The 23,522-nt window shown below is 35.4% G+C and carries 25 protein-coding genes; 16 read left to right on the top strand and 9 right to left on the bottom strand.

The window, feature by feature from the left end:
• Positions 1-66 precede the first annotated feature (66 nt).
• From BST91_RS10355 to BST91_RS10320, 8 genes are all read left to right on the top strand, one after another.
• On the top strand, positions 67-1,032 hold the full coding sequence (locus BST91_RS10355; protein ID WP_085775344.1) for an HU domain-containing protein: 966 nt from the start codon (positions 67-69) through the stop codon (positions 1,030-1,032).
• 15 nt (positions 1,033-1,047) lie between these two features.
• On the top strand, positions 1,048-1,608 hold the full coding sequence (locus BST91_RS10350) for a GNAT family N-acetyltransferase (protein WP_085775343.1): 561 nt from the start codon (positions 1,048-1,050) through the stop codon (positions 1,606-1,608).
• A gap of 320 nt (positions 1,609-1,928) precedes the next feature.
• Positions 1,929-3,386: a sensor histidine kinase gene (locus tag BST91_RS10345; protein WP_244895606.1), complete on the top strand. Its 1,458-nt coding sequence runs from the start codon at positions 1,929-1,931 to the stop codon at positions 3,384-3,386.
• Between the two features lie 86 nt (positions 3,387-3,472).
• A complete protein-coding gene (locus BST91_RS10340; protein WP_042277158.1) occupies positions 3,473-3,883 on the top strand; it encodes a BrxA/BrxB family bacilliredoxin in 411 nt (136 codons plus the stop codon).
• Positions 3,884-3,969: 86 nt separating this feature from the next.
• Positions 3,970-4,713 carry a lysophospholipid acyltransferase family protein gene (locus BST91_RS10335; RefSeq protein ID WP_085775341.1) on the top strand — a complete coding sequence of 248 codons (744 nt, stop codon included), beginning with the start codon at positions 3,970-3,972 and terminating at the stop codon, positions 4,711-4,713.
• A gap of 71 nt (positions 4,714-4,784) precedes the next feature.
• The gene (locus tag BST91_RS10330; protein ID WP_042277162.1) at positions 4,785-5,783 is read left to right on the top strand and encodes an acyl-ACP desaturase; all 999 of its coding nucleotides are present in this window, start codon (positions 4,785-4,787) and stop codon (positions 5,781-5,783) included.
• A gap of 51 nt (positions 5,784-5,834) precedes the next feature.
• Positions 5,835-6,536 (top strand): hypothetical protein, encoded by a 702-nt coding sequence (locus BST91_RS10325; RefSeq protein ID WP_085775340.1) that lies wholly within the window; start codon positions 5,835-5,837, stop codon positions 6,534-6,536.
• Between the two features lie 3 nt (positions 6,537-6,539).
• The gene (locus BST91_RS10320; protein ID WP_042277324.1) at positions 6,540-7,340 is read left to right on the top strand and encodes a hypothetical protein; all 801 of its coding nucleotides are present in this window, start codon (positions 6,540-6,542) and stop codon (positions 7,338-7,340) included.
• Here BST91_RS10320 and BST91_RS10315 read toward each other — a convergent pair whose 3' ends face one another.
• Positions 7,341-7,931 (bottom strand): carboxymuconolactone decarboxylase family protein, encoded by a 591-nt coding sequence (locus tag BST91_RS10315; RefSeq protein ID WP_042277166.1) that lies wholly within the window; start codon positions 7,929-7,931, stop codon positions 7,341-7,343. It abuts the gene before it with no gap.
• 87 nt (positions 7,932-8,018) lie between these two features.
• Here BST91_RS10315 and recJ point away from each other — a divergent pair, with 87 nt between their 5' ends.
• Positions 8,019-9,719, top strand: a complete 1,701-nt coding sequence (gene recJ / locus BST91_RS10310) for a single-stranded-DNA-specific exonuclease RecJ (RefSeq protein WP_085775339.1) — start codon at positions 8,019-8,021, stop codon at positions 9,717-9,719.
• On the opposite strand, the gene BST91_RS10305 is transcribed toward recJ, so the two are convergent.
• Together BST91_RS10305 and BST91_RS10300 are read right to left on the bottom strand one after the other, a co-directional pair.
• Entirely contained in the window at positions 9,716-10,045 is a 330-nt protein-coding gene (locus BST91_RS10305; protein ID WP_085775338.1) for a hypothetical protein, read from the bottom strand. The two genes, recJ and BST91_RS10305, sit on opposite strands and share 4 nt — an antisense overlap.
• A gap of 85 nt (positions 10,046-10,130) precedes the next feature.
• Positions 10,131-10,901, bottom strand: a complete 771-nt coding sequence (locus BST91_RS10300; RefSeq protein ID WP_060523644.1) for a UDP-2,3-diacylglucosamine diphosphatase — start codon at positions 10,899-10,901, stop codon at positions 10,131-10,133.
• A gap of 43 nt (positions 10,902-10,944) precedes the next feature.
• Here BST91_RS10300 and BST91_RS10295 point away from each other — a divergent pair, with 43 nt between their 5' ends.
• Both BST91_RS10295 and BST91_RS10290 read left to right on the top strand, forming a co-directional pair.
• Complete coding sequence (locus BST91_RS10295) at positions 10,945-11,415, top strand: CYTH domain-containing protein (RefSeq protein WP_085775337.1); 471 nt, start codon at positions 10,945-10,947, stop codon at positions 11,413-11,415.
• Positions 11,409-11,906 carry a YciI family protein gene (locus BST91_RS10290; RefSeq protein WP_042277175.1) on the top strand — a complete coding sequence of 166 codons (498 nt, stop codon included), beginning with the start codon at positions 11,409-11,411 and terminating at the stop codon, positions 11,904-11,906. The genes BST91_RS10295 and BST91_RS10290 overlap by 7 nt, the downstream gene beginning before the upstream one ends.
• Here BST91_RS10290 and pbpC read toward each other — a convergent pair whose 3' ends face one another.
• Genes pbpC through BST91_RS10275 form a run of 3 tightly spaced genes read right to left on the bottom strand, consistent with a single transcriptional unit; the run spans position 11,907 to position 17,495 of the window.
• Entirely contained in the window at positions 11,907-14,291 is a 2,385-nt protein-coding gene (gene pbpC, locus BST91_RS10285) for a penicillin-binding protein 1C (protein WP_085775336.1), read from the bottom strand. It lies immediately after the preceding gene.
• Between the two features lie 35 nt (positions 14,292-14,326).
• Positions 14,327-15,106 (bottom strand): NAD(P)H-binding protein, encoded by a 780-nt coding sequence (locus BST91_RS10280; protein ID WP_085775335.1) that lies wholly within the window; start codon positions 15,104-15,106, stop codon positions 14,327-14,329.
• Positions 15,096-17,495 (bottom strand): M28 family peptidase, encoded by a 2,400-nt coding sequence (locus BST91_RS10275; protein WP_085775334.1) that lies wholly within the window; start codon positions 17,493-17,495, stop codon positions 15,096-15,098. The genes BST91_RS10280 and BST91_RS10275 overlap by 11 nt, the downstream gene beginning before the upstream one ends.
• Positions 17,496-17,676: 181 nt before the next feature.
• Here BST91_RS10275 and BST91_RS10270 point away from each other — a divergent pair, with 181 nt between their 5' ends.
• The 4 genes from BST91_RS10270 to aat all read left to right on the top strand — a co-directional run bounded on the left by BST91_RS10270 (position 17,677) and on the right by aat (position 20,396).
• Positions 17,677-18,531, top strand: coding sequence for a flavin reductase family protein (locus BST91_RS10270; RefSeq protein WP_060523649.1), 855 nt, complete (start codon positions 17,677-17,679; stop codon positions 18,529-18,531).
• A 1-nt stretch (position 18,532) separates the two neighbouring features.
• Entirely contained in the window at positions 18,533-18,907 is a 375-nt protein-coding gene (locus tag BST91_RS10265; RefSeq protein WP_042277326.1) for a DUF3127 domain-containing protein, read from the top strand.
• 62 nt (positions 18,908-18,969) lie between these two features.
• The gene (locus BST91_RS10260; protein ID WP_085775333.1) at positions 18,970-19,578 is read left to right on the top strand and encodes a MarC family protein; all 609 of its coding nucleotides are present in this window, start codon (positions 18,970-18,972) and stop codon (positions 19,576-19,578) included.
• Between the two features lie 167 nt (positions 19,579-19,745).
• Positions 19,746-20,396, top strand: coding sequence for a leucyl/phenylalanyl-tRNA--protein transferase (gene aat, locus BST91_RS10255; protein WP_085775332.1), 651 nt, complete (start codon positions 19,746-19,748; stop codon positions 20,394-20,396).
• Positions 20,397-20,423: 27 nt separating this feature from the next.
• Here aat and BST91_RS10250 read toward each other — a convergent pair whose 3' ends face one another.
• The 3 genes from BST91_RS10250 to BST91_RS10240 are packed head-to-tail and all read right to left on the bottom strand — an operon-like array spanning position 20,424 to position 22,192.
• Positions 20,424-21,083: a DUF2490 domain-containing protein gene (locus BST91_RS10250; protein WP_085775331.1), complete on the bottom strand. Its 660-nt coding sequence runs from the start codon at positions 21,081-21,083 to the stop codon at positions 20,424-20,426.
• A complete protein-coding gene (locus tag BST91_RS10245; protein WP_042277187.1) occupies positions 21,064-21,663 on the bottom strand; it encodes a hypothetical protein in 600 nt (199 codons plus the stop codon). The genes BST91_RS10250 and BST91_RS10245 overlap by 20 nt, the downstream gene beginning before the upstream one ends.
• Positions 21,629-22,192 (bottom strand): DNA-3-methyladenine glycosylase I, encoded by a 564-nt coding sequence (locus tag BST91_RS10240; RefSeq protein WP_085775330.1) that lies wholly within the window; start codon positions 22,190-22,192, stop codon positions 21,629-21,631. Before BST91_RS10240 ends, BST91_RS10245 begins: the two co-directional genes overlap by 35 nt.
• Positions 22,193-22,278: 86 nt before the next feature.
• Here BST91_RS10240 and hflX point away from each other — a divergent pair, with 86 nt between their 5' ends.
• Positions 22,279-23,484: a GTPase HflX gene (gene hflX / locus BST91_RS10235; RefSeq protein ID WP_085775329.1), complete on the top strand. Its 1,206-nt coding sequence runs from the start codon at positions 22,279-22,281 to the stop codon at positions 23,482-23,484.
• Positions 23,485-23,522: the final 38 nt, after the last annotated feature.

Here is a 23,522-nt window from a genome sequence, read left to right as displayed (position 1 = left end):
ATCAATTCTTAATAACTAGTGTACAAAAGACCTTGATTCTTGAGGATTAAATTTTATGTTTGTATTATGCAATTAGTAGCTTACATATCTGATTTACTATATAGACATGATTGTGTAGTGGTGCCTGAATTTGGTGCTTTTTTAACTCGTCGAGTATCTGCACAATATTTTGAATCTAGCAACAGTTTTTATCCACCCAAAAAAGGGATTTCCTTCAATAGTCAAATCCTTCAAAATGATGGATTACTTATTAATTATGTTTCTAGCGTTGAGAAAGTTCCTTATGCTGATGCGCAACAACTGGTTCGTAACGAGGTTAGAAGACTAGATTTAGAACTAGAAAATAGTAAATCGATAACGTTACCAAAGATTGGTAGAATAGCACTTAATGAAGAAGGTGTTAAGGTATTTACACCGATGTATTTAGTGAATTACCTGCCAGAAGCATTTGGTCTATCATCACAAGAATTATATCAAGTAGATCGTGCTATAATCGATCAAGAGAACGACAGTACCGCTGTTGAAACACCTGTTATCGCTATTAACGAGGTGAGAAAAGCTGAAGCTCAAAACGAAGGTTCTAATAATTCTCAATGGTGGAAATACGCCGCGGTAGGTGCTTTGCTGCTAGGATTAAGTTATGTAGGTTACAATCAATATGAAGTAACTTCAATAAAAAATCAGGATTTAGTACAGCAAATGGCTGAACAAAAACTAGATCAACAAATTGAACAAGCTAGTTTCTTAATAACAGATCCCATTCCTCAAGTAGCCGTTAAAGTCGCACAACCTAAAAAGAATTACCATATTGTTGCTGGTGCATTTAGAGATCCTAAAAATGCTGATAAGCGAGTAGTTCAATTAAAAAATGCAGGTCACGACGCTAAAAGAATAGGAATAAATAAGTATGGACTGCACAATGTGGCATTTTCTAGTTTTCACGAAAAAAATGACGCCATTAATGAACTGTACCGTTTAAGAAAGCTAGGGTTTGATCAAGCATGGTTATTAACTGGTCAGTTAAATAACTAACAATTAAAGCTTACTATGAATTCCTATTTGCTTCACGGTGAACAAACTGATCGCCTGAGGTTACGCAAACTCGTTTATGAAGATTTTGATTCCTGGCTACCACTTTTTGAGAAAGTTCAGGTAGCTGCTTATTTTGCAATGAGTGATGAATTAACTCCTTTTCAGCAATGTGAGAAATGGTTTGAAAAGTCGATGAGTCGTTACAAGGAAGAAAAAGGTGGCATGAACGTTATTCTGGACAAAGAGTCTGGGAATTTTATAGGACAAGCAGGATTGCTTGTTCAGGAATTTGGAGGAAACACTCATCTAGAAATTGGCTATTCATTACTTCCTGACTATTGGGGCAAAGGATATGCTACTGAAATTGCTCGATTTTTGAAAAATGAGGCTTTTAGAGCAAAATGGGATCAAGATTTTGGAAACAGATTAATATCTGTAATTCATAACGATAATAAAAGTTCTATCAATGTTGCGTTGCGCAACGGTATGCAACCTGCAGAAATTTATCCTCAAAAGGGGCAAGAATCCTTCACTGTTTACGAGATTACTAGACAACGATATAGTAAACTTCCATAATTTTAATTCTAAGTTGTCTGTTTTATTTGCATTTAAGCTAATTTGTAAGACCTTTCACTCAAATTAATTTTTCTTAAGAGTGACTTATACTAATTTACTAGCATGCGGTTTACTTATTTTATAATAGGAGTATTAGTCTTGCTGTTTATTTTTTTACTCTATTCATATAGGGTGCTCAAAAAAATAAAAACAGCTAGATATAAAGGAGTTATACTAGTTGACAAAAAGCCGCATTACAAGTGGATTCAACGTATTTTTATAGGAAAGACGATTTAAAATAATCCTATTACTATGGCTTAATATTTGCTATTTTTACTTTAATGAGATTATTCACCAGCAGTCTGCGAAATAGGATATTTATATCCATGATGTTACTTATGGTTATTACTAGTGTTCTAATTGCTGGTATGTCCATTTATCAATTCAAGGAACAGGCAAAAGATTATCACGAGAGCCGTCTAGAGCGCAAAGAGGCTTCAGTGCTTAAGAGTACCGCAAATGTTTTACGTAGAACTGATTTTGAAATCAAAACGGAAAATCTTCCATTCATTTTTAAAGAACGCATTCAAGAAATAAGTTCTGTTTTAGGAATGGAAATTAATATCTATGATCTGGAAGGAAAGCTTTTAATAAGCTCTAGAGCCAATTTTTCTACAGATAGTATTAAAGAGACTATTCCTATAGCAACTATCAAAAATTTAAAAAATGCCGAAGGAAATAGGTACATAAGAAAATTTGAGGAAAACGGAGAAAAGTATAGAAGTAGCTATTCTTATTTGACAGATAATAAGTTTAAAAACATTGGGATTTTAAACTTACCGTATTTGGAAAACGATGATTTTATGAATTATGAACTCGAGGAGTTTCTTAAAAGACTCTCCTTAGTGTACATAATAATGTTTTTGATATCATTAGTATTAGGTTATTTTTTGTCTAATTACATTACTCAATCTATCAATAAAATAAGCAATCAACTTAAAATAATAAACATTGCCACCCGTAATAAAAAACTACCTATTGATTATAAAGGAAGTGAAGAAATCAACATGCTTGTAAATTCCTATAACAACATGGTAGATCAACTGGAAGAAAGTGCTGTAAAACTTGCTACCAGTGAACGTGAACAAGCCTGGCGCGAAATGGCAAAGCAAGTAGCTCATGAGATTAAAAATCCATTAACACCTATGAGGCTTACTGTGCAAAGTTTTGAAATGCGTTTTGATCCTAGTGATAGTAATGCCAAAGAGAAATTAAAAGAGTTTAGCGCTAGTTTAATAGAACAAATTGATGTCATGAGCAATATTGCTAGTGCATTCTCTACTTATGCATCAATGCCAGCCCAAAAAAATGAAGAGATAGATGTCAATAGAGTCACCCAACTAGCACTGGATATATTCAATGAGAATTATATTGAATATACCCAAAATGAAAGCTCTCTAAAAACCATATTTGACCGCACACAATTAATTAGGGTAGTGACTAATCTTGTGAAAAATGCAACCCAAGCTTTGTCAGGGCAGGAGAATCCCATTATCAAAGTAAGTGTGAATAGGCATGATGATAAAATAAAAATAGTTGTTTGGGATAATGGTACAGGAGTAGCTCCAGAGAATGTAAACAAAATATTTGAGCCCAAATTTACAACTAAGAACAGTGGTATGGGATTAGGTCTCGCTATGGTAAAGCAAATAGTAGAAAGTTATGACGGCTCTATAGAAATGGAAACAGAATATGGGAAGTGGACTCAGTTCACAGTGACCATGCCGTTGCATTCATAGTCAAAAACTCAATTACAATCATTCTTTATTATAGTATAAATAATGTGGTAGCTAATTAACCTATTATCTTTGTAAAAAAATAAATTATGTATCCAGCAGAATTAGTACAACCTATGCGTGATGATTTAGGTAACGCAGGTTTTGAACACTTATATACAGCTCAAGAAGTAAATGATGCGCTAGCAAAAGAAGGTACAACATTAGTTGTTGTAAACTCTGTTTGTGGTTGTGCCGCAGCTAATGCTAGACCAGGAGCAAAGTACTCGTTAGAAAACGATAAGAAGCCAGACAATTTAGTAACAGTTTTTGCAGGTGTTGATAGAGAAGCTGTGGACGCTGCACGTTCTCAAATGATTCCTTTTCCACCTAGTTCACCATCTATGGCATTGTTTAAGAATGGAGAATTGGTGCACATGTTAGAGCGTCATCATATAGAAGGTAGACCAGCAGAAATGATTGCCGAAAATCTAAAAGAAGCTTACAACGAGCACTGTTAATCAGTATTTAATACAACTTACTATGCGTGCATACCGATTGATGGTTTAATCATATCGTATGCACGCATTGAATTTTATATTTGCACATGCAAAAAATCATTTCTTATCCTTTGACGGTAATACACTTTTTGTTGTTCTTTCTGTCATTAGTTATTTTTCATCCTATTCAACTAATAGCGCACAGGATAGGTGGACATGATTTGCATCAAAAATCAGTTGCTATTCTCAATTGGTTTTTGATGATGACCCAACTGCCATTATTTAATACTTTTAGCGCAAAATTTGAACACGATTTACCCGTAGGACCCAGTTATATTTTTGTGTGTAATCATCAAAGTATGTTTGATATACCACCACTTATTTTTTACCTAAGAAAGTATTTCCCAAAATTTGTGGCAAAAATAGAGCTAGCTAAAGGGATTCCTAGCATATCCTTGAATCTGAGAATAGGTGAAAATTGCGCCATTGACCGCAAGGATCGCAGGCAGGCAATCACTGCTCTTACTAGATTTGCTAAAAACGCTCACGAGAAAAAAAGATCTGTAGTCATATTTGCTGAAGGAACTCGTTCAAGAACAGGAGTTCCTAAACCATTTCAAAAAAATGGATTACTCACTCTATTTAAATATATGCCCGATGCTATTGTAGTTCCAGTAAGCGTGAACAACAGTTGGAAAATTGATCGATATGGAAAATTTCCTTACGGTATAGGTAATCACATTTATTTTACCACACATCAACCCATACCTATTAAAGGTCAGGATCACGAGCAAGTTATACTACAAGCACAGCAAATTGTTCACAATAATATATCAAGCACAGCTGTTTAAATAGATATGAGCTATTTTTATAGCGCTTTCGCGAAAGCGTAATAGCAATAATTTCCCCAACAAAAAGAAATATGAAAACTCTAAAAAATATCAGAATTGAAGTGATGCAGTCCTTAGAGAGTAAGGTAGAATCCTTCATGGATCAATTTTTAATCCCGGTAGAAAAAATCTGGCAACCTACAGATTTTCTTCCTGATCTTACTAAAGATAATTGGCAGGAAGATGTAAAAGAACTGCGTGAGCTAGCTAAAGAATTGCCTTATGATTTCTGGGTATGTTTAGTGGGTGATACTATTACAGAAGAAGCCTTGCCAACTTACGAATCTTGGTTGATGGATGTAGAAGGCGTTAATCAAGTAGAAGGTAAGGGAAATATTTGGTCAAAATGGGTGCGTCAATGGACTGGCGAGGAAAATCGTCATGGTGATGTGCTTAATAAATACTTATACCTATCAGGACGTGTAAATATGCGTGAGGTAGAAATTACCACACACCATTTGATTAATGATGGATTTGATATAGGAACTGATAGAGATCCTTATAAAAACTTTATTTACACAAGTTTTCAAGAACTTGCTACTTACATCTCGCATAACCGAGTGGCAAAGCTTGCTAGGGAATATGGAAATAAGGCCCTATCAAAGATGTGTCGTGTAATTTCTGGAGATGAGATGAGACACCATCAAGCCTATTGTACGTTTGTAGATGAGATCTTTAAAGTAGATCCATCAAACATGATGATTGCTTTTAAGGATATGATGGTAAATAAGATCATCATGCCAGCTCACTTTTTGAGAGAATCTGGTCAAGGAATCGGACAAGCGTTTGAGGATTTTTCTATGAGTGCTCAACGTATAGGTGTCTATACTGCACAAGATTATGTTGATATTATGAGAAAGCTTATCGATAAATGGGACATTCCTAATATCGAAGGTTTAAATGAAGAAGCAGAAAAAGCTCGTGATTATTTAATGAAGCTACCAGCTCGTATGGAACGCATAGGGCAACGAATGAAAATTTCACAAGACATAACAAAATTTAAATGGGTTCTAGAACCTAAATTGGTTTAAAGTTTAGGTATGAAGTTCGTTTGTTTAATCTTAGCGTTATTTAGCCTCCAATTGATTAATTCGCAGTCTAACAGTGTAAAAGGCTTTAAGTATATAGTAATTCAAAGTCAATATGGTTTTCAAAATGAGGTTAATGAATATCGATTAAACGAACTTATCCAATTTGAATTGGAAAAATATGACTTGGCTTCATATATGAATACTAGTGTATTGCCTATAGATGTTAATAAAGGCTCGTGTAACACATTGTTTTTAGAAGTAATCAAGAGCGGAACTTTGAAACAAACTCTTACATTTAATTTTAATGATTGTTCTCAGGAAGTAATAGCAAGTGTTAGTGCTTCAAGTCGTATTAAAAAGTTTGATAAGGCTTACTTTGAAGCTACACGAAGGGCAATGGTACAGCTTGCTGATTTTGTTGAACCTTATCAAGACTCGAAACCTGATTTGGAAGACGAATTCATAGAAAGTACACAAAAAGAAGAGTCGGAAAAAATTATTGAAAGAAGAATATCTGAAAGTGTACAAATTGATAATGATTCAGTTAAACTAACCTATAAAAGAAAGGACGGAAAACTGGAGTTACTTAAGGATGATGAGTTGTATGCTGTTGCAAGGTTAACTAGATCAGGCAGTTATATTGTACAAGGCGAAACGATGTCTGGGGTAGGTTTTTTTGAAGGAGAAGTTTTTATAGTAGAGTATTTTGAAAATAATCAAAGTAAATTATTAAGATTTACATCTTATCAATAATTGTTGAAGGTTCTTAAATATCTAGGAGATTTATTTTTAATCGTAGTCCTTACACTGATTACCCAAATAGGTGGATTGCTTTACCTTTTTTCTAGAGTCCTTTTTAGAAACACAAAATCTTATAAAGCGATAAAAACAACTGTATTGTTTTTATCGCTTTACGTTTTTAGTACGTTTTTGATAATACCTTTCCTTGCTCCACAATTTGGCAGAGAAAGAGTCTTAGAATCTGATCACGTAAAAAATGTTTCTTGGTTTTATATATTATGTAACCGTAACTACGTTACGCCACAATTAAATCAAATTGTTCTAGAAAGCTCAGAAGAACTAGCAAAAAAATATCCAGGAATTAAAATTAATCTACTTGATGCTAATTTTCCTTTTTGGCATGGCTTTCCTCTTTTTCCTCACTTAAGCCATAATGATGGTAAAAAATTAGATTTATCCTTTATTTATTCAAAGGATAACCGTTTTGTTAATAAGGTTCCTACCTTATCAGGTTATGGTTTTTTTGTAAAACCTAAATCACATGAGCATGACCAACCTATGGCTTGTAAGGAACAAGGGTATTTTCAATACGATTATGCTAGATTCTTAACTTTTGGAACGGTTAATAATGGCTTACAACTGAATGAAACTGCTACAAGAGATCTAATTAATTCATTGACAAAAAATGCCCAGGTTACGAAGATTTTTATAGAACCGCACCTTGTAAAAAGATTGGATTTAAAAAATAGTAAAATCAGATATCACGGTTGTCATGCAGTTAGACACGATGATCATATACACATTCAGATTAGATAGTTAGACATGCTTACCTACCTCAAAACCATGTTTACCTAAATACTGATTGCCAGAGTCGATAGCATCTTGTTCCAGGGTAGTTCCCATAGAATCATTCCACCTGTTCAAATAACCAAAGAGAGAAATCACTCCTAACATTTCTACTATCTCACCGTCATTCCAATGCTCGTGTAGGCGCTTTTTTATAGTTTCATCGACTGCATTAGGAACCTGACTGGCGGCTAGACTAAAATCCAGTGCTGCGCGCTCGGCTTCATTAAATGCGGGATGTGTACGATATTCCCAAATATTGTCCAGCTTTTCTTGTTCGGCACCGTAGCGTTCTGCGGCACGTATTGCATGCGCTTGACAGTAGCGGCAACCAGTTGCATTACTACTTACCCAGGCAATCATTCTTTTTAATGCACTAGTCACTCGTCCTTCATTTGCCATTACGGCTTTGTTTAGATGAATAAATGCTTTGGAAATTGCTGGTCTACGCTGCATAGTAAGAACGGAATTTGGGCAAAAACCTAGTGTCTCATTAAAAAACGTTGCGAGTTCTTTGGTTTCGGGATCGTGATTAGCATCTAGTGGTGTGACTAATGGCATAGAATTAAAATTTTGTTTCCTTAAAAATAGAGAATTTATATGTGTAAGGCATGATGATTTTTTCATGTAGCGATTATATTTGAGGTTATGCGTTGGACTTTATCACCACAACCTGATGCTGTTCTAGTCGAGCAGCTTTCAAAAGAACTTAATGTAGACACTATTCTTGCTAGTTTATTAGTAGGACGTGGTATTGACGCTTTCGCGAAAGCGAAATCCTTTTTTAGACCTAGTCTAGAGGAGTTACATGACCCTTTTTTAATGAAAGGAATGAATGAGGCTGTTCATCGTATTCAAAAAGCCGTCGGGAACAATGAAACTATAATGGTCTATGGTGATTATGATGTAGATGGGACTACAGCAGTTGCTTTAATGTCTTCCTTTTTAAGTAGTTTCTATGATAAGGTTACTACCTACATACCAGATAGATATAAGGAAGGTTACGGGATAAGCTATGCGGGAATTGATTATGCCCACGATAATGATATTTCATTAATCATAGCTTTGGATTGTGGAATAAAAGCTATCGACAAGGTAAAATATGCCAAAGAAAAAGGAATAGACTTTATAATCTGCGACCATCATAGACCAGGTAAATTTGTTCCTGATGCAGTCGCTGTACTCGATCCTAAACAGCATGATTGTTCTTACCCGTATGATGAACTGTGCGGTTGTGGAGTTGGGTTCAAGCTTTGTCAAGCGCTAGTGCAACACAACGATTGGGAATTTGAAATACTTATACCTTATCTAGATTTGGTGGCAACTGCTATAGCTGCAGATATTGTCCCTATTACTGGCGAAAATAGAATTTTGTGTTACCATGGTCTCAATGTTATAAACACATCACCTCGAGCTGGTTTTAAATCCATAATTGAACAGGTTAAAAAAAATATTTTAGACATTACCGATGTTGTATTCATTATAGCACCACGTATAAACGCAGCTGGTAGAATGAAGCATGGTTTGTATGCTGTTGACCTTTTAGTGGAACAGGATCTCGATCAGGCCCGATTAAAGGCAAAAGAAATTGATAGATACAATCAAGATCGTCGCGAGCTAGATCAACTTATTACTGAAGAAGCCTTGCAACAAATTCACGACAACAAGGAAGAAAAACTTTTTACTAGTGTTGTTTTTAAGGAAGACTGGCACAAAGGTGTTATAGGCATAGTGGCGTCGCGACTAACTGAGACGCATTACCGGCCTACACTGGTTTTTACTAAAAATGGAGATAAGCTTGCAGCTAGTGCTCGCAGTGTTTCAGGTTACGATGTTTATAATGCTCTAGAACAGTGCAGTGAGTTCATAGAGCAATTTGGAGGACATAAATATGCAGCTGGACTTACCATGCAACCAGAGCAATTTTTAAATTTTAAAAAGAGATTTGAAGAGGTGGTTTGTGCCACTATAGATAAAAAACTACTTACTAAAGAATTAAAAATTGATGCCTTACTTCCTTTAGAAAGAATTACAGGTAAATTGTATCGAATTTTAAAACAAATGGCACCCTTTGGTCCCAGAAATATGAGACCGGTATTTTTGAGCAGAGCGGTCTATGACTCTGGATATGCAAAGCGTATAGGAGAAAACGGAAAGCATTTAAAACTTGCTATCAAACCCCATGTAAACTCATCTATCCAAATACCTGCCATAGGTTTTAATTTAGGAGATTGTATTTCCATAATACAGAACAACAAGCCATTTGATGTGGTTTATGTCCTTGAGGAGAATAGCTGGCAAGGTGTAACGAGTTTGCAGCTACGTATCAAGGACCTTAAACCACATTAAAGTACAGATGGTAATTGATCTAATTTATAGTTCAAAGTAAGTTTTTGAGCTTGATTATAGAGTAACCTCCATTCCTTTTCAGTTAAAACCAGTTTCTTAGAAACTTGGGCTTTTAATGTGTTTTTGAATTGTTCTAAATTTCCTTTACTTAATCGTGCGCTTTTACGTAAAGTACTTCTTTTAAAGATGGTAGAGTTATACGTTTTGTCAGATGTTGCGGTGACTGTAATTTCAGGTAGACTATCTCTGTCTTTATAATCTTGTGAGTAGGATAAGTTGCTGTAAAGCAAAAGTATAATACTTATAAATTGTAAATATGATTTCATGATTGTGGTTATAAAAGTTTAATGGCACAAAGTTACTACCGGTTACCACTTAAATAACTATCTATTAATCCTTAGAAATGATAAATTATTCCCTAATATTTAACGGAAAATGCTCTAGTTGAAAATCATTACCATCAAAAACTCCGTAGGTGTAATGTGAAATCCAATCACCTAAATTATAATAAGTGCTTTTCTCACCAACTTTGATAGTCATGGGCATATGCCTGTGACCAAATATGAAAAAATCATAATGTTCCTTAGTAAGTTTTCTTTTAGCATATTGAGCAAGCCACTCATTTTCTTCACCTAAAAATTTAGCGTCTTCGTCCCCTGATATAAGTTTGTTTTTAACGGAAAGATAGGTTGCTAGTTTTACCCCAATATCCGGATGAATCCATTTAAAACACCACTGAAAAAACTTGTTGGTGAATACCTTTTTCATGCGTTTGTAACCTTTATCACCAGGACCTAAACCATCACCATGACCTATTAAAAATTTTTTGCCGTTAAATTCAAAAGATTTGGGTTTGTGAAATACAGGTATACCTAATTCTTCTTCAAAATAACCAAACATCCATAAATCGTGGTTTCCTACAAAAAAGTAAATAGGCAACCCATTATCTGCCATGGTAGCCAATTTACCTAAAACTCTTACATGATTTTTAGGAACCACTCTTTTGTATTCAAACCAAAAGTCAAACAAGTCTCCTAACAAGAAAAGTGCTGCGGCATCCTTTTCAATGGTGTCTAACCAATTCAAAAAATGTTGTTCTCGAGGTTTACTTAACTCTTGAGTAGGAGCGCCTAGATGGTTGTCGCTTGAAAAATATATTTTCTTTCCAGATGGAATTTGCATAGAGCAAATATAAATATACCCTAGCTTTTACGATATTTATGCCATGATTAATGAGGAAATAGAGCGTAAATTTTTAGTATCCAACACAGAATTTTTAAAAGAATATCAAGGTGTGCAATTGATTCAAGGTTATTTAACTACCGATCCTTGTCGCACTGTACGTGTAAGAATACAGGAACATAGTGGTTATTTAACGATCAAAGGACCTAGTACTGATGACGGTCTTAAGCGCCTGGAATGGGAAAAGGAAATTAGTATAAGTGAAGCAGAAGCTTTATTGGAACTGTGCTTACCGACGCCTATTCATAAAATTAGATATAAGATACCGATAGGTACCCATTTTTTTGAGGTGGATCTATTTCAAAAAGAGAACGCCGGTTTAATAATAGCCGAAATTGAGCTGAACTCAGAGTTAGATGAGTTTGATGTGCCGGAATGGTTAGGTGAAGAAGTAACAGGAAATAACAAATACTATAATTCATACATTAGTAAAAATCCCTTTTCAACATGGTAAAATATTGGATTAGCTTAATTTTAATTACTACAATTTTAAGCTGCAATACTTCAAACAAAACTTCAAAAATAGAAGACAATCTTCCAGATGAAGTAATTACGGATTCAATTCAATTGATTCAAAAATCTGATTCCTTGAAAAAGCTTGGTTATAATGTGTTTACTTATAAAGAAGCAAACAAACATTATTTAATGCAAGAGTATTTTATGGTTCAACTGCTATCTGGTGATAATGATAGTATTCCTAAGGAAGTGTTGTCTCAATTACAACAAGATCATTTGGCCTACCTTTCCAAAATGTATGACCTAGGTCATGCTTCTTTAATAGGACCAATGAATAACGGTAAGGAATGGAGAGGAATTGTTGTTTATAATACACCCAGTTTAAAAATGGCAGACAGTCTTGCCAATCAGGATCCGCTTGTAAAAAGTGGTGCCTTAAAAGTAAAGACCACCGGTTGGTGGACCGAAAAAGGTGGTAAGCTTAAGTAATTATTTAAACGTAAGTTGAATTTTAATTTGATAGCCACTTTCATCAACTGCGGTAATTAAATGCTTTCCTTTTTGTGCAGTGATTGGCATTTCATGGATTCCTTGAGTAACACCTATGTAATCATTATTCTTATACCAGTGCACTGTGTTGTTGTTACGTTTGTGAGCCAGTTGAAATATTACCGGATTTAGTTCTCCATTTACATTGATGGTATTAGTTATGATGCTATTATGTTGCGGAGTCATTATACTCATAATAGGTTCTAATTTTAAAGAACAATTTTCTAAGTAATCAGGTACAGCGGTAAAAGCAGGAGTGGACTTTTGGTAGAAATAAGATTCTATGGGTGGTAGAATTAGGTAAGTTTTTTGCTCCAGATCATTTACTTCTCTACAATCGGTTGTAGCTCTTTTTCCCGATTGTTTATCGATATTAATTTTTTTATGAAAAGGGCAAGCAGCAAAACGGGTACCATTGCTGGGAATATAGGATAAAGTTTGTGGGCAATCAGGGTTAGGCAAGTAACCGGTAACTGAACATGTGTTTATGTGCGCTAGATCGTCGTACGGAGGCTTGAACCAAGGCTCTTGCGGTAAACGATTAAATAAATCAAAAAGTACCGGCGCCGCACTGTCTATTCCTGTCATTGCTGCCCGACCTTCACCATCGGCGTTTCCTGTCCATACACCAATAACATACTTTGGTGTTACTCCTATAGCCCACGCATCTCGGTTACCGTAACTTGTTCCTGTTTTCCAGGCGATTTCTTTATCTGGATTAAAAAAATGCCAGATTTCTTCACCTTCAGGTCGATTTACCGTTTTCATTGCTTCAAAGGTTTGGTAAATACTGCCAGCTCCGTAAATCTCTGGTTCTAGATACCAGTTGGTTTCCTGTGAGTTTTTTGTTAATTCTGCTTTCGCGAAAGCGGAATCTCTATTATCTTTTTTGATGTAAGTAAGTTGCTCAAATAACCCATAATGATACTCACTGTTGTGAGCTTCGTAATCCTTAAGCTGTTTTGCAAGAACGGCATAGGCTTTACACATATCCCATAAACTACTTTCTGCACCGCCAATTACTAGGCTCAGCCCATACGTGTTTGCTCCTCTATTTACATCAGTTAATTGTAGTTGTTGTAACTTGTTATAAAACCTAGGAACAGTATGTTGTTGCAATAACCGTACAGCAGGGATGTTAAGTGATCGCGCCAGTGCTTTATCAGCAGGAATCATTCCTGTATAAGAACGATTAAAATTTTCAGTTCTAAAGCCGTCGATTAGGGTAGGGACATCTGGAACAAATGTTTTGGGCAGCAGTTCACCTTGATCCATCATGCTGGCATATAAGAAAGGTTTTAATACGCTTCCTGTACTGCGCGGTGCTGTAATAATGTCTACATCCTTACCATGCTCACTGGTAGTAGGTGAATTACCTACATAGGCTACCACTTCCATATTGTCAATATCCAGTACAAGCATTGAGAGATTGTGTACTCCATTAAGCTTTAGTTTTTGGTAATGATTATTTACGATACGATTTACCGTTTGCTGCATATCATGCTCAATAGTAGTGGTTACTCTAGCAGTACCATATTCCTTGTTAATTCTATTGAGCAAATGAGGTGCACTTCTAGGGATATTAAAATTCTTATCAGGAACTCTTTCAGCAATTGATAATTCGTAATCTGTTTGATCTATTATTCCTTTCTCCTTTAATTTAAACAATAGCTGATCGCGTTTTTGTTTTAATTGATTTTGTCGCTTACCTGGATAGATAAGACCAGGTGCATTGGGCAATACAGCTAGTGTGGCGCTTTCTGCCCAACTCAATTCATGCGGACTTCTTCCAAAATAACGGTATGATGCCATTTCTAGTCCGATTACATTACCGCCATAGGGTGCGTGTGAGGCATAGAGTTCTAGAATTTCATCTTTAGAAAGTTTTAATTCTAATCTGGTTGCCCATATTAATTCAACTAACTTTTCATAGTAGGAGCGTTCTTTTTTACGAGCTAATCTAATGACTTGTTGAGTAATAGTGCTTCCTCCTCGTACAACCTTACCAGCCTCAAAATTTTGTTGCATGGCGTTTAAAATTGAGATAGGATTAAATCCAGGATGGGAATAGAAGTGCTCGTCCTCGTAAAAAAGTACACTCTGTTTGTACTTATAAGGAACGCTATCTACTCGAGGAAAACGCCACTGTTCATCTTTAGCAATATGTGCCTCTAGTAAAATACCTTCTTTACTTTCAATGACTGTGGAATAAGGGACGTTAAAAAGTCTTTGCGGTAGACAGAAATAGTACCATATACTTAGTACGAGGAAAAAAATTATTTTCCATTTATGTTTAAGTATTAAATGCCCTAGTTTATTCTTCATTTTTCGCCTCTACATATAGCTCATATTACTTGCAACTAAGAATAAATAGAAGTGATTATTTTTCCCTCTTGTTTTGAAGAATCAAGGAATTCTGGTGGTACTAGATCGCGTTGTCGAGCAGCGTCTTGATAGTATTCTTTCCTACTAGTGTGCGGTTCACTTACTGCGTGTAATACTTTTGTTTTAATAGTTTCAATGATTAAACCAATGATTAATTTTATAACGTGGTTGCGATTAACCAAGTTAACTGGCATGTCGGGATTTTTTAAATCTGTTTTACCTTTTAAATGATTAATAGGATGCCTGTCGTCACCAATTAGACCACATGGCCTTAGTATTGTTGCATTGGGATACCAGTTTCTTAATTCTTCCTCGGCAGCAATAATCTTTTTGCCTGTATTGGATTGTGAGTTTGGTATATTGTTTTCCGAATATGTGGTAATAGGAAAAGTGTCTTGAAATACTGAAGTGCTAGAAACAAAAATAAAATCTGGTATTTTATATACCAAAGCAAACTTAGCAATCATCCTTACTTTATAGGCAAAATCACTATCTGGATTTTTGCGCAATCCTGGTGGAATTGCAACTACTAAAGTATTTAGACCTTCTAAAAAAGTTTTTAAATCGCCAAAAATTTTGTCTTCCTTAATGTCGATTATATAGCTTTTTATCCCAGACTGTTCTAAAGTTGCGACATCATCAGGTTGTCTCATAGTAGCTCTACATGTAAAATCTAGAGCTTTTAATTGGAATGCTAGCTCTTTTCCTAGCCATCCTGCACCTAAGATACCGATTGTCTTCTTGTTATTTTTCATCAGCAGTTTGTTCTTCAACTATTGTTTGCTGGTTTACTAGTTTAATACTTCGCTTTTTAAGGATAGCATCGTTAAGAACAAACGGCATAGACATTTGCTCGATAGGTCTTGCAGTTATTTCAAATTCGGACCGTTGCATTAAATCAAAACTCGCTCCATAAAAAATAAGCTCTGGATTGTCCTGGGCCGAAAAGGTTAATTCCATAACCAAAGGCTCATTATCTTTTATATAATAACTTAATAGACGATTTCCCCATCTATAGCCAAAGGGTGTCTCGCTCTTACCTGTTTTAGGAACTTGAAGGCCGTTTACCACCGCTTTTTTAAATAGAACCTCGTCTGTGGTAAATGCCTCTATACGATGCAGGGTTTCTGTGCTGCTCACTTTCAATTTGACCTTACGGTCTTCTCCTACAAGTGTATCGCTTAATATCTCTATATCAAGTGAAGCTAGTTTCTTGTATTCGGCTGGTGCTACATAACTAAAACCAGTTCCATACTTTGAGTCAATACTGTTTTTATTAAGTTCTTTAGCGTTTTGAGGATTGTTACCTAGTTTTTCTTTAACCCAATCGGTTAAGGTTGGGTCATAGGTCGCCCATTGAGCTTTGTCTTCATCTTGATTATGAATGTAAACTAGGCTGGTGGATTGGGGTTGGGATGGTGAGAATTCTGCTTTCGCGAAAGCGTAAACACCACAACCAATAGTTATAATCAAGGACATAAATGCTAGTAATCCTTTCTTTCTATAATGTCCTGTGATAGGAACTAACAAACCAAACAGTAACGTAGTAAGAACAGATGCTACAAATAAAATACTCATTCCTAATGCTACTGGAAAAGCTTTAATAAATGGTGAAAGAATAAAAATTGAGGGAACAGATAATAGGACTAGAAGGATGTAGCTAGGTCTTTTTTGCTGTATGTTGATGTATAGCATTATTAAACTACAAAAAACAGGAATGATTAAAAATCCTGCGCCTGGTAAAAAGATCGAACCTAGAATACCGCCATCGCCTACAGGAAACGCTACTAGTAAACAGATAAGCCATAAAATAAAAATGGGAGCAACGCTTAAACTAGGTATGCGATCACGGTGGTAATACTTGTGATATAAGAAAAAGCTAATGGTAAGAGCAATAAACGCAGCTGCCGCAATCAACCAGTATCCGTTATACGGGAATCCATGTAATTGATGTATGTAAAACTCAGATTCTTTAATCCCTATCCACGTGTAGTTAGTAATTAAGTAACTTATAATAAGTGCTCCTAGAAAGGGTACAAAACCACCCAATAAATAAGTAAGTTGAATACGCCTGCGTTTTATTCCGTAAACAATGAGTGTTATCATTAACACAAATGCTACTATTATTAAACCGCTTAACCAACTAAATGGAAATCGCACCATTTTTATCAATGGTAAGGGTACGTAAACTACATCATCATCTTTTTCAGTTTTAAGTCTATCAGTCAAATCAATGCTAGAAAAATAATCTAACTGCGGCATGAGATAGCTGCCTTGATGAGCAAGTGTGTTGCGATCTAGGCGTTCATATGAATCTAGTTCAGTATGATAGTCAAAATGATCACCTATAAAAGCAAAGTTTAATCCATTAATATCACCGTCTTCTCTAAAAATGGTAAGGTCGGTATCATTAGGTATCATTTTATAAATACTATAGGCTAGTGAATTAGCTACAGGATATTCAACTCCTGACTTGCTAAATGCCTCGATGATTTTTCTATTGCCACCGTTTGTTTCAACTAGCATATAGCTTGGGCCGCCACTACCGCGCGCTTCAAAGTTTAAAACAAATGCTACATCTTGTGCCCACTCATGTTTATTAACAAAAGTGCTTGCGCCATTTAAGCCTAGCTCTTCACCATCAGTAATGCAAATGATAATATCGTTTTCAGGTTGCTCATTTTTGGCAAGAAAAGCTCTTGTTGCTTCTAGTATAGTGGCTACACCGCTTGCAGCATCACTAGCTCCTTTACTACTGTGAGGATCACTGTCGTAATGAGAAAGTAATAATAGGGCATTTTTTGAGTCGGTGCGACCTTTAATACGTGCTAGAATATTCTCAGGTTTAGACATATTTCCATTCCAGCTAATATCATAAGCAGATTGCGTTGTAACATTAAGCCCATAAGATTTTAGTTGTTTAATGATGTAATCCCTTGCCTTATCGTGTGCCTTGCTTCCTAGATAATGCGGCTCGACTGAAAGTGCTTGTATGTGTTCAAGTGCTCTTGCTGTTGACCACTCAGTGGCTGGAACGTTTTCTTTAACCTCACTAGATGGTGTTTGAGAATAGAATGCGTAAAAAACAAGTAAAAGAATAATTACAAACGATATTGCAGATGAGAAGTGTGATTTAGGTCTCATGGTTGTGTGGTTTCTTGTCAGTAAGATGGTGAAATTAAATAAAAAATACTGCTTATTGTGTTTCTTATTAAATTAACCTTTTCTTACTTAATTAGGTTGCTAGATAAAGCAGACTGTAACATCATAATACCTATAGTTTCGTTTAAAAATAATACCTTTGAAAATTCATTAAAAGGTAAGCATTTTGACAGTAGATCCTAAAGAAATTTCTACAGCCCAGTTACATGGACTCATGCTAGGAGCAGTTCAACCGCGACCTATTGCATTTGCTAGTACAGTTGATGTTGATGGTAATGTGAATCTATCACCTTATTCTTTTTTCAATGTCTTTAGTGCAAATCCACCGATTATGATATTCTCATCGGCTAGGAGAGTGCGCAATAACACAGTTAAACATACCTTGCTTAATGCACAAGCTACCCAAGAAGTGGTAATTAATATTGTCAATTACGATATTGTACAGCAAATGTCATTGAGCAGCACCGAATATGATGCTGGTGTTGATGAGTTTGTAAAATCTGGATTAACAGCGGTAAAAAGTGATCTGGTACAACCACCTAGAGTTGAAGAAAGCCCAGCAGCTTTTGAATGTAAGGTAAAGGAAATAGTTGAACTAGGTCAAGAAGGTGGTGCAGGTAATTTAATTATTTGCGAGGTAGTAAAAGTGCACATTAAGGACGAAGTTCTAACTGACGATCAAAAAATCGATCCTTTTAAAATTGATACAGTAGCAAGAATGGGTGGTAATTGGTATTGTCGTTCAAAAGATGCTATGTTTGAGGTGCCTAAACCTTTAACCTCATTAGGTGTAGGAGTTGACGCATTACCAGAACACGCAAGAAACAGTCACGTGCTTACAGGTAATGATTTAGGTAAATTAGGTAATGTAGAACGTGTGCCAGAGCGTGATGAGGTGATCGCTTTTGCGAAAGCAGAACAATTACCAGCATTATCGATAGAAGAAAAACATAATAGGGCAAAAGAATATATAGCAGCTGGACAGTTGATGAATGCCTGGAACATTTTATTATTTTAACATGGAAGTACAAGGAAAAGTAAAGTTGATAGGTGAAACAAAAACCTATGGAAATAACGGATTTCAAAAACGCGAATTAGTAGTAACAACTGAAGAGCAATACCCACAACATTTGCTTATTGAATTTGTTCAAGACAAAACAAATTTATTGGATAGTTACCAAGTAGGAGATGCAGTGAAAGTAGGTATAAACTTAAGAGGTAGAGAATGGCAAACTCCACAGGGCGAGATTAAATATTTTAATTCTATCTCTGGTTGGCGTATAGAAAAAGTAGGAGCTCAAGCACCACAAGGTGCTCCTGAGGTTCCACCATTTGATGAATACGAGCCGGTATCAAATACAAATGCCGAAGATCACGACGATCTTCCATTTTAACAAATACTTACTTTTAAAGACTAGGCTTTCCTGTATTTTTATGGGAAAGCTTTTTTATTTTTATGATCGAATTTTTGAGCACATTGTTTTTTGTATTTGCGGTAATAGATCCTATAGGCTCAATTCCTGTTTATCTTGAAGCTACTAAACAATTTGATAAGAAACATAAAAAACTAATTGCTATAAAGGCTGCCGGTGTGGCTTTTCTTATTCTATTATTTTTTATTGTAATCGGTCAGATTATTTTGGAATCAATGTCTGTGTCTTTGGATGCCTTTCAAATTTCTGGCGGAGTAATTTTATTTCTTTTTGCGCTCACAATGATTTTTGGAGATGGTAAACCAGAAGGAGAAAAAAAAGGAATTACCGATTATAAACACGTCATTATATTTCCTATAGCGATACCGTCCATTGCATCACCAGGAGCTATAATGGCCGTGGTACTTATGACTGACAATCACTTATTTTCTATAGAACAACAAACCATGACCACTGCTATAGTGCTCGTGGTAATAGCACTTACTTGTCTTATACTTCTAGCAGCAAATAAATTACAGCAATATATAGGTAGTTATGGAATAACTGTAATAAGTAAAGTGATGGGGCTTATACTAGCATCTTATGCAGTACAAAATATACTCTCTGGTATTAATAGCTATTTCGTCATTTGATCATAAAAACAAAAATCCCGACTGGCTTTGTCGGGATTCTCTTTTTAAATAGTTTGGTCTTCAAAAAGAAACTCAAAAAAAGCAATGATGAAAATAAATTAGTTTTGAAGACCGTATCAAAGATTAACAAAATTAACAGTATTTCCAAACAAACATAGAAGTTTAACGTGAATATCTTACAGAACGAGCTTTATTTTCCTCCTGTTAATCAAGCACCTGACCATGGTTTGCTTGCTGTAGGTGGTGATTTAAAAGTAGACCGATTATTACTTGCTTACAACAATGGAATTTTTCCTTGGTACAACGATGGTGAGCCTATTTGCTGGTGGAGCCCAGATCCCAGAATGATATTTGATTTGCAATCGGAAAGACCTATGAGGATTACAAAATCACTCAAACAAAGTAGGAAGAATAAAGGTTATTTTATTAAAGAAAATACTTGTTTTGAACAGGTTATGAAAGCATGCGCACAAGTCTCTCGGCCTGATCAAGAAGGTACTTGGATTATGGATGAAATGATCGAGGCTTATTCAAAAATGCATCAACTAGGCCATGCGGTAAGTGTTGAAGTTTTTAAAAACGGTGAACTTGTAGGTGGATTATACGGTATCGATTTACCAGAAAAAAAGGTGTTTTGCGGTGAGAGCATGTTTGCTTTGCAGCCAGATGCCAGTAAAATTGCTTTGTGGCATTTAGTAGAAAAATTGCAATTAAAGGAATATAAAATTATTGATGCTCAAATTTATAACGATCATCTAGCAAGCTTAGGAGCAGTTGAGATTCCTAGGGAAAGTTTTATTGAATTACTTAATATTTAATTACTATACACTACAAGAATTTAATCGCTACAAACTCCAGTAACCTCCTAGATTTATAAACAGTAAGCGTTCTGTATTTTGGGTAAATGATTCCCATCGGTATTCGGTACTTAATTGTAATTTGAAGTTACGGCTAATTTGATTTCCTAGATTAAAAATGAGGCGTTGGTCCCAGAAGGGTTTCGTCCGATTTTCTGCAATAAATAAAGTTTCGATTGATGCACCTAGGTACCATTCATTTTTATCTGTTTGTATTCCATTGAGAGGTAATGCAATGGAATACCTATATCTCCATCGGTGCGTTATTCTATCACCACGGTATCGTTGATCCCACCGTATACGATGTGCCATTTTAAGTTGGTTATATTTTCTTGAATAAGCGTATTGTTCGGTAATCCTGAGCTCACTGGTATTTGAGTTTCTAAGATCACGATACATGATCCCTATACCTATTTGACCATAAAATCCTACTTCATAATTGGTGTAATGACTGGCTTGGATATGTAGTAGACCTGCGTTGTCACCTGTTAGGCTGCGTTGTTCTATTGCGCTTACAAATGACCATCGGTAATTATTGTCGTAAGAAATATTAAGGGCATTTTGAAATAAAGTATTATCGACAATTTGACTTACGGCAGTTTGTGATAATAAAAGGACGATTAAGATTCTAAAATAATAAGAAGTCATACTCTAATCGTTTAACATCTTTAACCTCTAGGATCATACCTCTTCTATCAAATAAATATTCCCTGCGATAAATCTTACGCTTATCCTTAAAAGCAACAATTATTTCATATCCATCAGGATTTGATTGCTGTAATTTTTGTTTTAAACTAAGAATTGAGCTAGGGCTGTAATGCTCTTGTATTTTCTCTATTTTAAACTTACGAGCAACGGTATCAAGTCTTTTATTGATCGAATCAATAACTATTTTTGACAGTTTGTTTTTCTTTATTTCAATTTCTGTTTCTTTTAAAGCTCCATTCTCAAAAAATTCTATGCTGTATTTCTTCCCCTTATATTTAAATTTTGCTTCGTAGCTGTTCGAATCACCGTCGGTTTCTTGATAATATTTCATTTTTACCCTAAGCGGAATCAGGCTATCCAATATTTGTTTGGATAGAGAAGGGAACTCACTACTTTTTATTCGTTCTTCATGCTCTATTTTAAGAGCGTTAGATTGAGCAATTACCACAGTGCTAACTAGAAAAAATAGTAAGTAGATGATGTGCTTAAATCTGGTCATATCTAAAACAGCTGGTTTCATGATCGTTAACTATTCCGCAGGCTTGCAAATAGGCATATACAATGGTGCTGCCTACAAATTTAAAACCTCGTTTTTTAAGATCTTTTGATATTTGGTCTGATAACTTGGTGTTAGCAGGAGCTTCTTTATAATCAGAAACTTCATTTTTAACAGGTTGATTATCAACAAATGACCATATATAATGGGAAAAACTTCCAAACTCTTGTTGTGTGTTTATAAATGCTTGAGCGTTGGTCACAATAGCATTTACTTTTAATTTGTTTCTTATGATTCCTGGATTTTGAAGTAGTTCTTGCTTTTTTTGATTATCATATTGAGCAATTTTGTGATAATCAAATTGATCTAGAGCTTGTCTATAGTTTTCTCGCTTTCTTAAAATAGTAATCCAGCTTAGACCAGCTTGCATACATTCCAGGATTAAGAACTCAAATAGGGTTTTATCATCATAAACAGGTACGCCCCATTCTGTATCGTGATATTGCTCATAAAGCTCATCGCCTATACACCAGCCGCATTTGTTTTTGTTCATGAAAAAAATTATAATAAAAACTTAAGCTAAAGATAAACCTTATTACCGGCTCAATAATAAATATATCTTTGTATGAAATAATCTATATGCTAGAACAAGAAAGTCACGAATACGAAAACGCCGTTTTAATAGGAATTGTAACTCAACAACAGTCAGAAGAAAAGTTAACTGAGTATCTTGATGAATTAGAGTTTCTCGCTTACACTGCTGGTGCTAGTGTAAAAGGTCGTTTTACTCAAAAAATGCAACATCCTAATCCAAAAACCTTTATAGGAACTGGAAAAATGGAAGAAGTGGCACAGTTTGTTGAAGCAAACGATATTGGGACAGTGATTTTTGATGATGAGTTAACGCCTACTCAACAACGTAATATTGAGAAAATCCTCAAGGCAAAGATCATAGATCGTACCTATTTGATTCTAGACATATTTGCACAACGAGCACAAACTAGTTATGCTCGTACTCAAGTTGAACTAGCCCAGTACGAGTACTTGTTACCTAGATTAGTTGGATTGTGGACTCACCTGGAGCGCCAGCGTGGTGGTATAGGTATGCGTGGTCCTGGTGAGACCGAGATTGAGACAGACCGTCGTATAGTACGCGATCGTATTTCATTACTCAAAAAGAAACTCACTACCATTGATAGGCAAATGAAAACCCAACGAGGAAATCGTGGTAAATTGGTGCGCGTTGCTCTTGTAGGTTACACTAACGTGGGTAAAAGCACACTTATGAATGTGGTTTCTAAAAGTGATGTTTTTGCAGAAAATAAATTATTCGCAACGCTAGATACAACGGTAAGAAAGGTAGTTGTTAAAAACCTACCTTTTCTATTAACTGATACGGTAGGTTTTATTAGAAAACTACCTACGCAGTTAGTAGAATCCTTTAAATCTACCCTAGATGAGGTTAGAGAATCGGACCTATTGTTACATGTAGTAGATATTTCGCACGAGAGCTTTGAAGATCATATTGATAGTGTAAATGCAATTTTACAAGATATTGAGGCGATTGATAAACCTACTATTATGGTTTTTAATAAAATCGATCAATACCAGCCGGAAGAGTATGATGATGAATTTGACGAACGCACCACGGCACACAACACACTAGAAGACTGGAAACGCACTTGGATGAACCGTGCAGGTGATGATGTGATTTTTATAAGTGCGATTGAAAAAGAAAACATGGAACAGTTTCGTAAAAAGGTATACGATAGAGTAAGAGAAATTCATGTGTCGCGCTTTCCTTACAATGCATTCCTGTATCCTGATTATAGTGAAGAAGAGTAGGTTCCTATTTTTTTTCTGTTAAAAAGTAAAACCGTTTT

Origin of the sequence: Nonlabens tegetincola, from assembly GCF_002117085.1 — a bacterium.
In the GTDB taxonomy this organism is placed as follows: Bacteria; Bacteroidota; Bacteroidia; order Flavobacteriales; family Flavobacteriaceae; genus Nonlabens; species Nonlabens tegetincola.
The sequence above is the reverse complement of the archived record's forward strand: the minus strand, read 5'-3'. Positions and strand labels throughout refer to the sequence as shown.

Excerpts from the sequence above, each read along its gene's own strand:
- hflX (WP_085775329.1), top strand. The coding sequence starts at position 22,279 with ATGCTAGAACAAGAAAGTCACGAATACGAAAACGCCGTTTTAATAGGA.
- BST91_RS10315 (WP_042277166.1), bottom strand. The coding sequence starts at position 7,931 with ATGCCATTAGTCACACCACTAGATGCTAATCACGATCCCGAAACCAAA.
- pbpC (WP_085775336.1), bottom strand. The coding sequence starts at position 14,291 with ATGAAGAATAAACTAGGGCATTTAATACTTAAACATAAATGGAAAATA.
- recJ (WP_085775339.1), top strand. The coding sequence starts at position 8,019 with ATGCGTTGGACTTTATCACCACAACCTGATGCTGTTCTAGTCGAGCAG.
- BST91_RS10245 (WP_042277187.1), bottom strand. The coding sequence starts at position 21,663 with ATGAAACCAGCTGTTTTAGATATGACCAGATTTAAGCACATCATCTAC.
- BST91_RS10340 (WP_042277158.1), top strand. The coding sequence starts at position 3,473 with ATGTATCCAGCAGAATTAGTACAACCTATGCGTGATGATTTAGGTAAC.
- BST91_RS10330 (WP_042277162.1), top strand. The coding sequence starts at position 4,785 with ATGAAAACTCTAAAAAATATCAGAATTGAAGTGATGCAGTCCTTAGAG.
- BST91_RS10275 (WP_085775334.1), bottom strand. The coding sequence starts at position 17,495 with ATGAGACCTAAATCACACTTCTCATCTGCAATATCGTTTGTAATTATT.
- BST91_RS10280 (WP_085775335.1), bottom strand. The coding sequence starts at position 15,106 with ATGAAAAATAACAAGAAGACAATCGGTATCTTAGGTGCAGGATGGCTA.
- BST91_RS10305 (WP_085775338.1), bottom strand. The coding sequence starts at position 10,045 with ATGAAATCATATTTACAATTTATAAGTATTATACTTTTGCTTTACAGC.
- BST91_RS10295 (WP_085775337.1), top strand. The coding sequence starts at position 10,945 with ATGATTAATGAGGAAATAGAGCGTAAATTTTTAGTATCCAACACAGAA.
- BST91_RS10260 (WP_085775333.1), top strand. The coding sequence starts at position 18,970 with ATGATCGAATTTTTGAGCACATTGTTTTTTGTATTTGCGGTAATAGAT.
- BST91_RS10265 (WP_042277326.1), top strand. The coding sequence starts at position 18,533 with ATGGAAGTACAAGGAAAAGTAAAGTTGATAGGTGAAACAAAAACCTAT.
- BST91_RS10300 (WP_060523644.1), bottom strand. The coding sequence starts at position 10,901 with ATGCAAATTCCATCTGGAAAGAAAATATATTTTTCAAGCGACAACCAT.
- BST91_RS10290 (WP_042277175.1), top strand. The coding sequence starts at position 11,409 with ATGGTAAAATATTGGATTAGCTTAATTTTAATTACTACAATTTTAAGC.
- BST91_RS10250 (WP_085775331.1), bottom strand. The coding sequence starts at position 21,083 with ATGACTTCTTATTATTTTAGAATCTTAATCGTCCTTTTATTATCACAA.
- BST91_RS10350 (WP_085775343.1), top strand. The coding sequence starts at position 1,048 with ATGAATTCCTATTTGCTTCACGGTGAACAAACTGATCGCCTGAGGTTA.
- BST91_RS10355 (WP_085775344.1), top strand. The coding sequence starts at position 67 with ATGCAATTAGTAGCTTACATATCTGATTTACTATATAGACATGATTGT.
- BST91_RS10335 (WP_085775341.1), top strand. The coding sequence starts at position 3,970 with ATGCAAAAAATCATTTCTTATCCTTTGACGGTAATACACTTTTTGTTG.
- BST91_RS10345 (WP_244895606.1), top strand. The coding sequence starts at position 1,929 with ATGAGATTATTCACCAGCAGTCTGCGAAATAGGATATTTATATCCATG.
- BST91_RS10240 (WP_085775330.1), bottom strand. The coding sequence starts at position 22,192 with ATGAACAAAAACAAATGCGGCTGGTGTATAGGCGATGAGCTTTATGAG.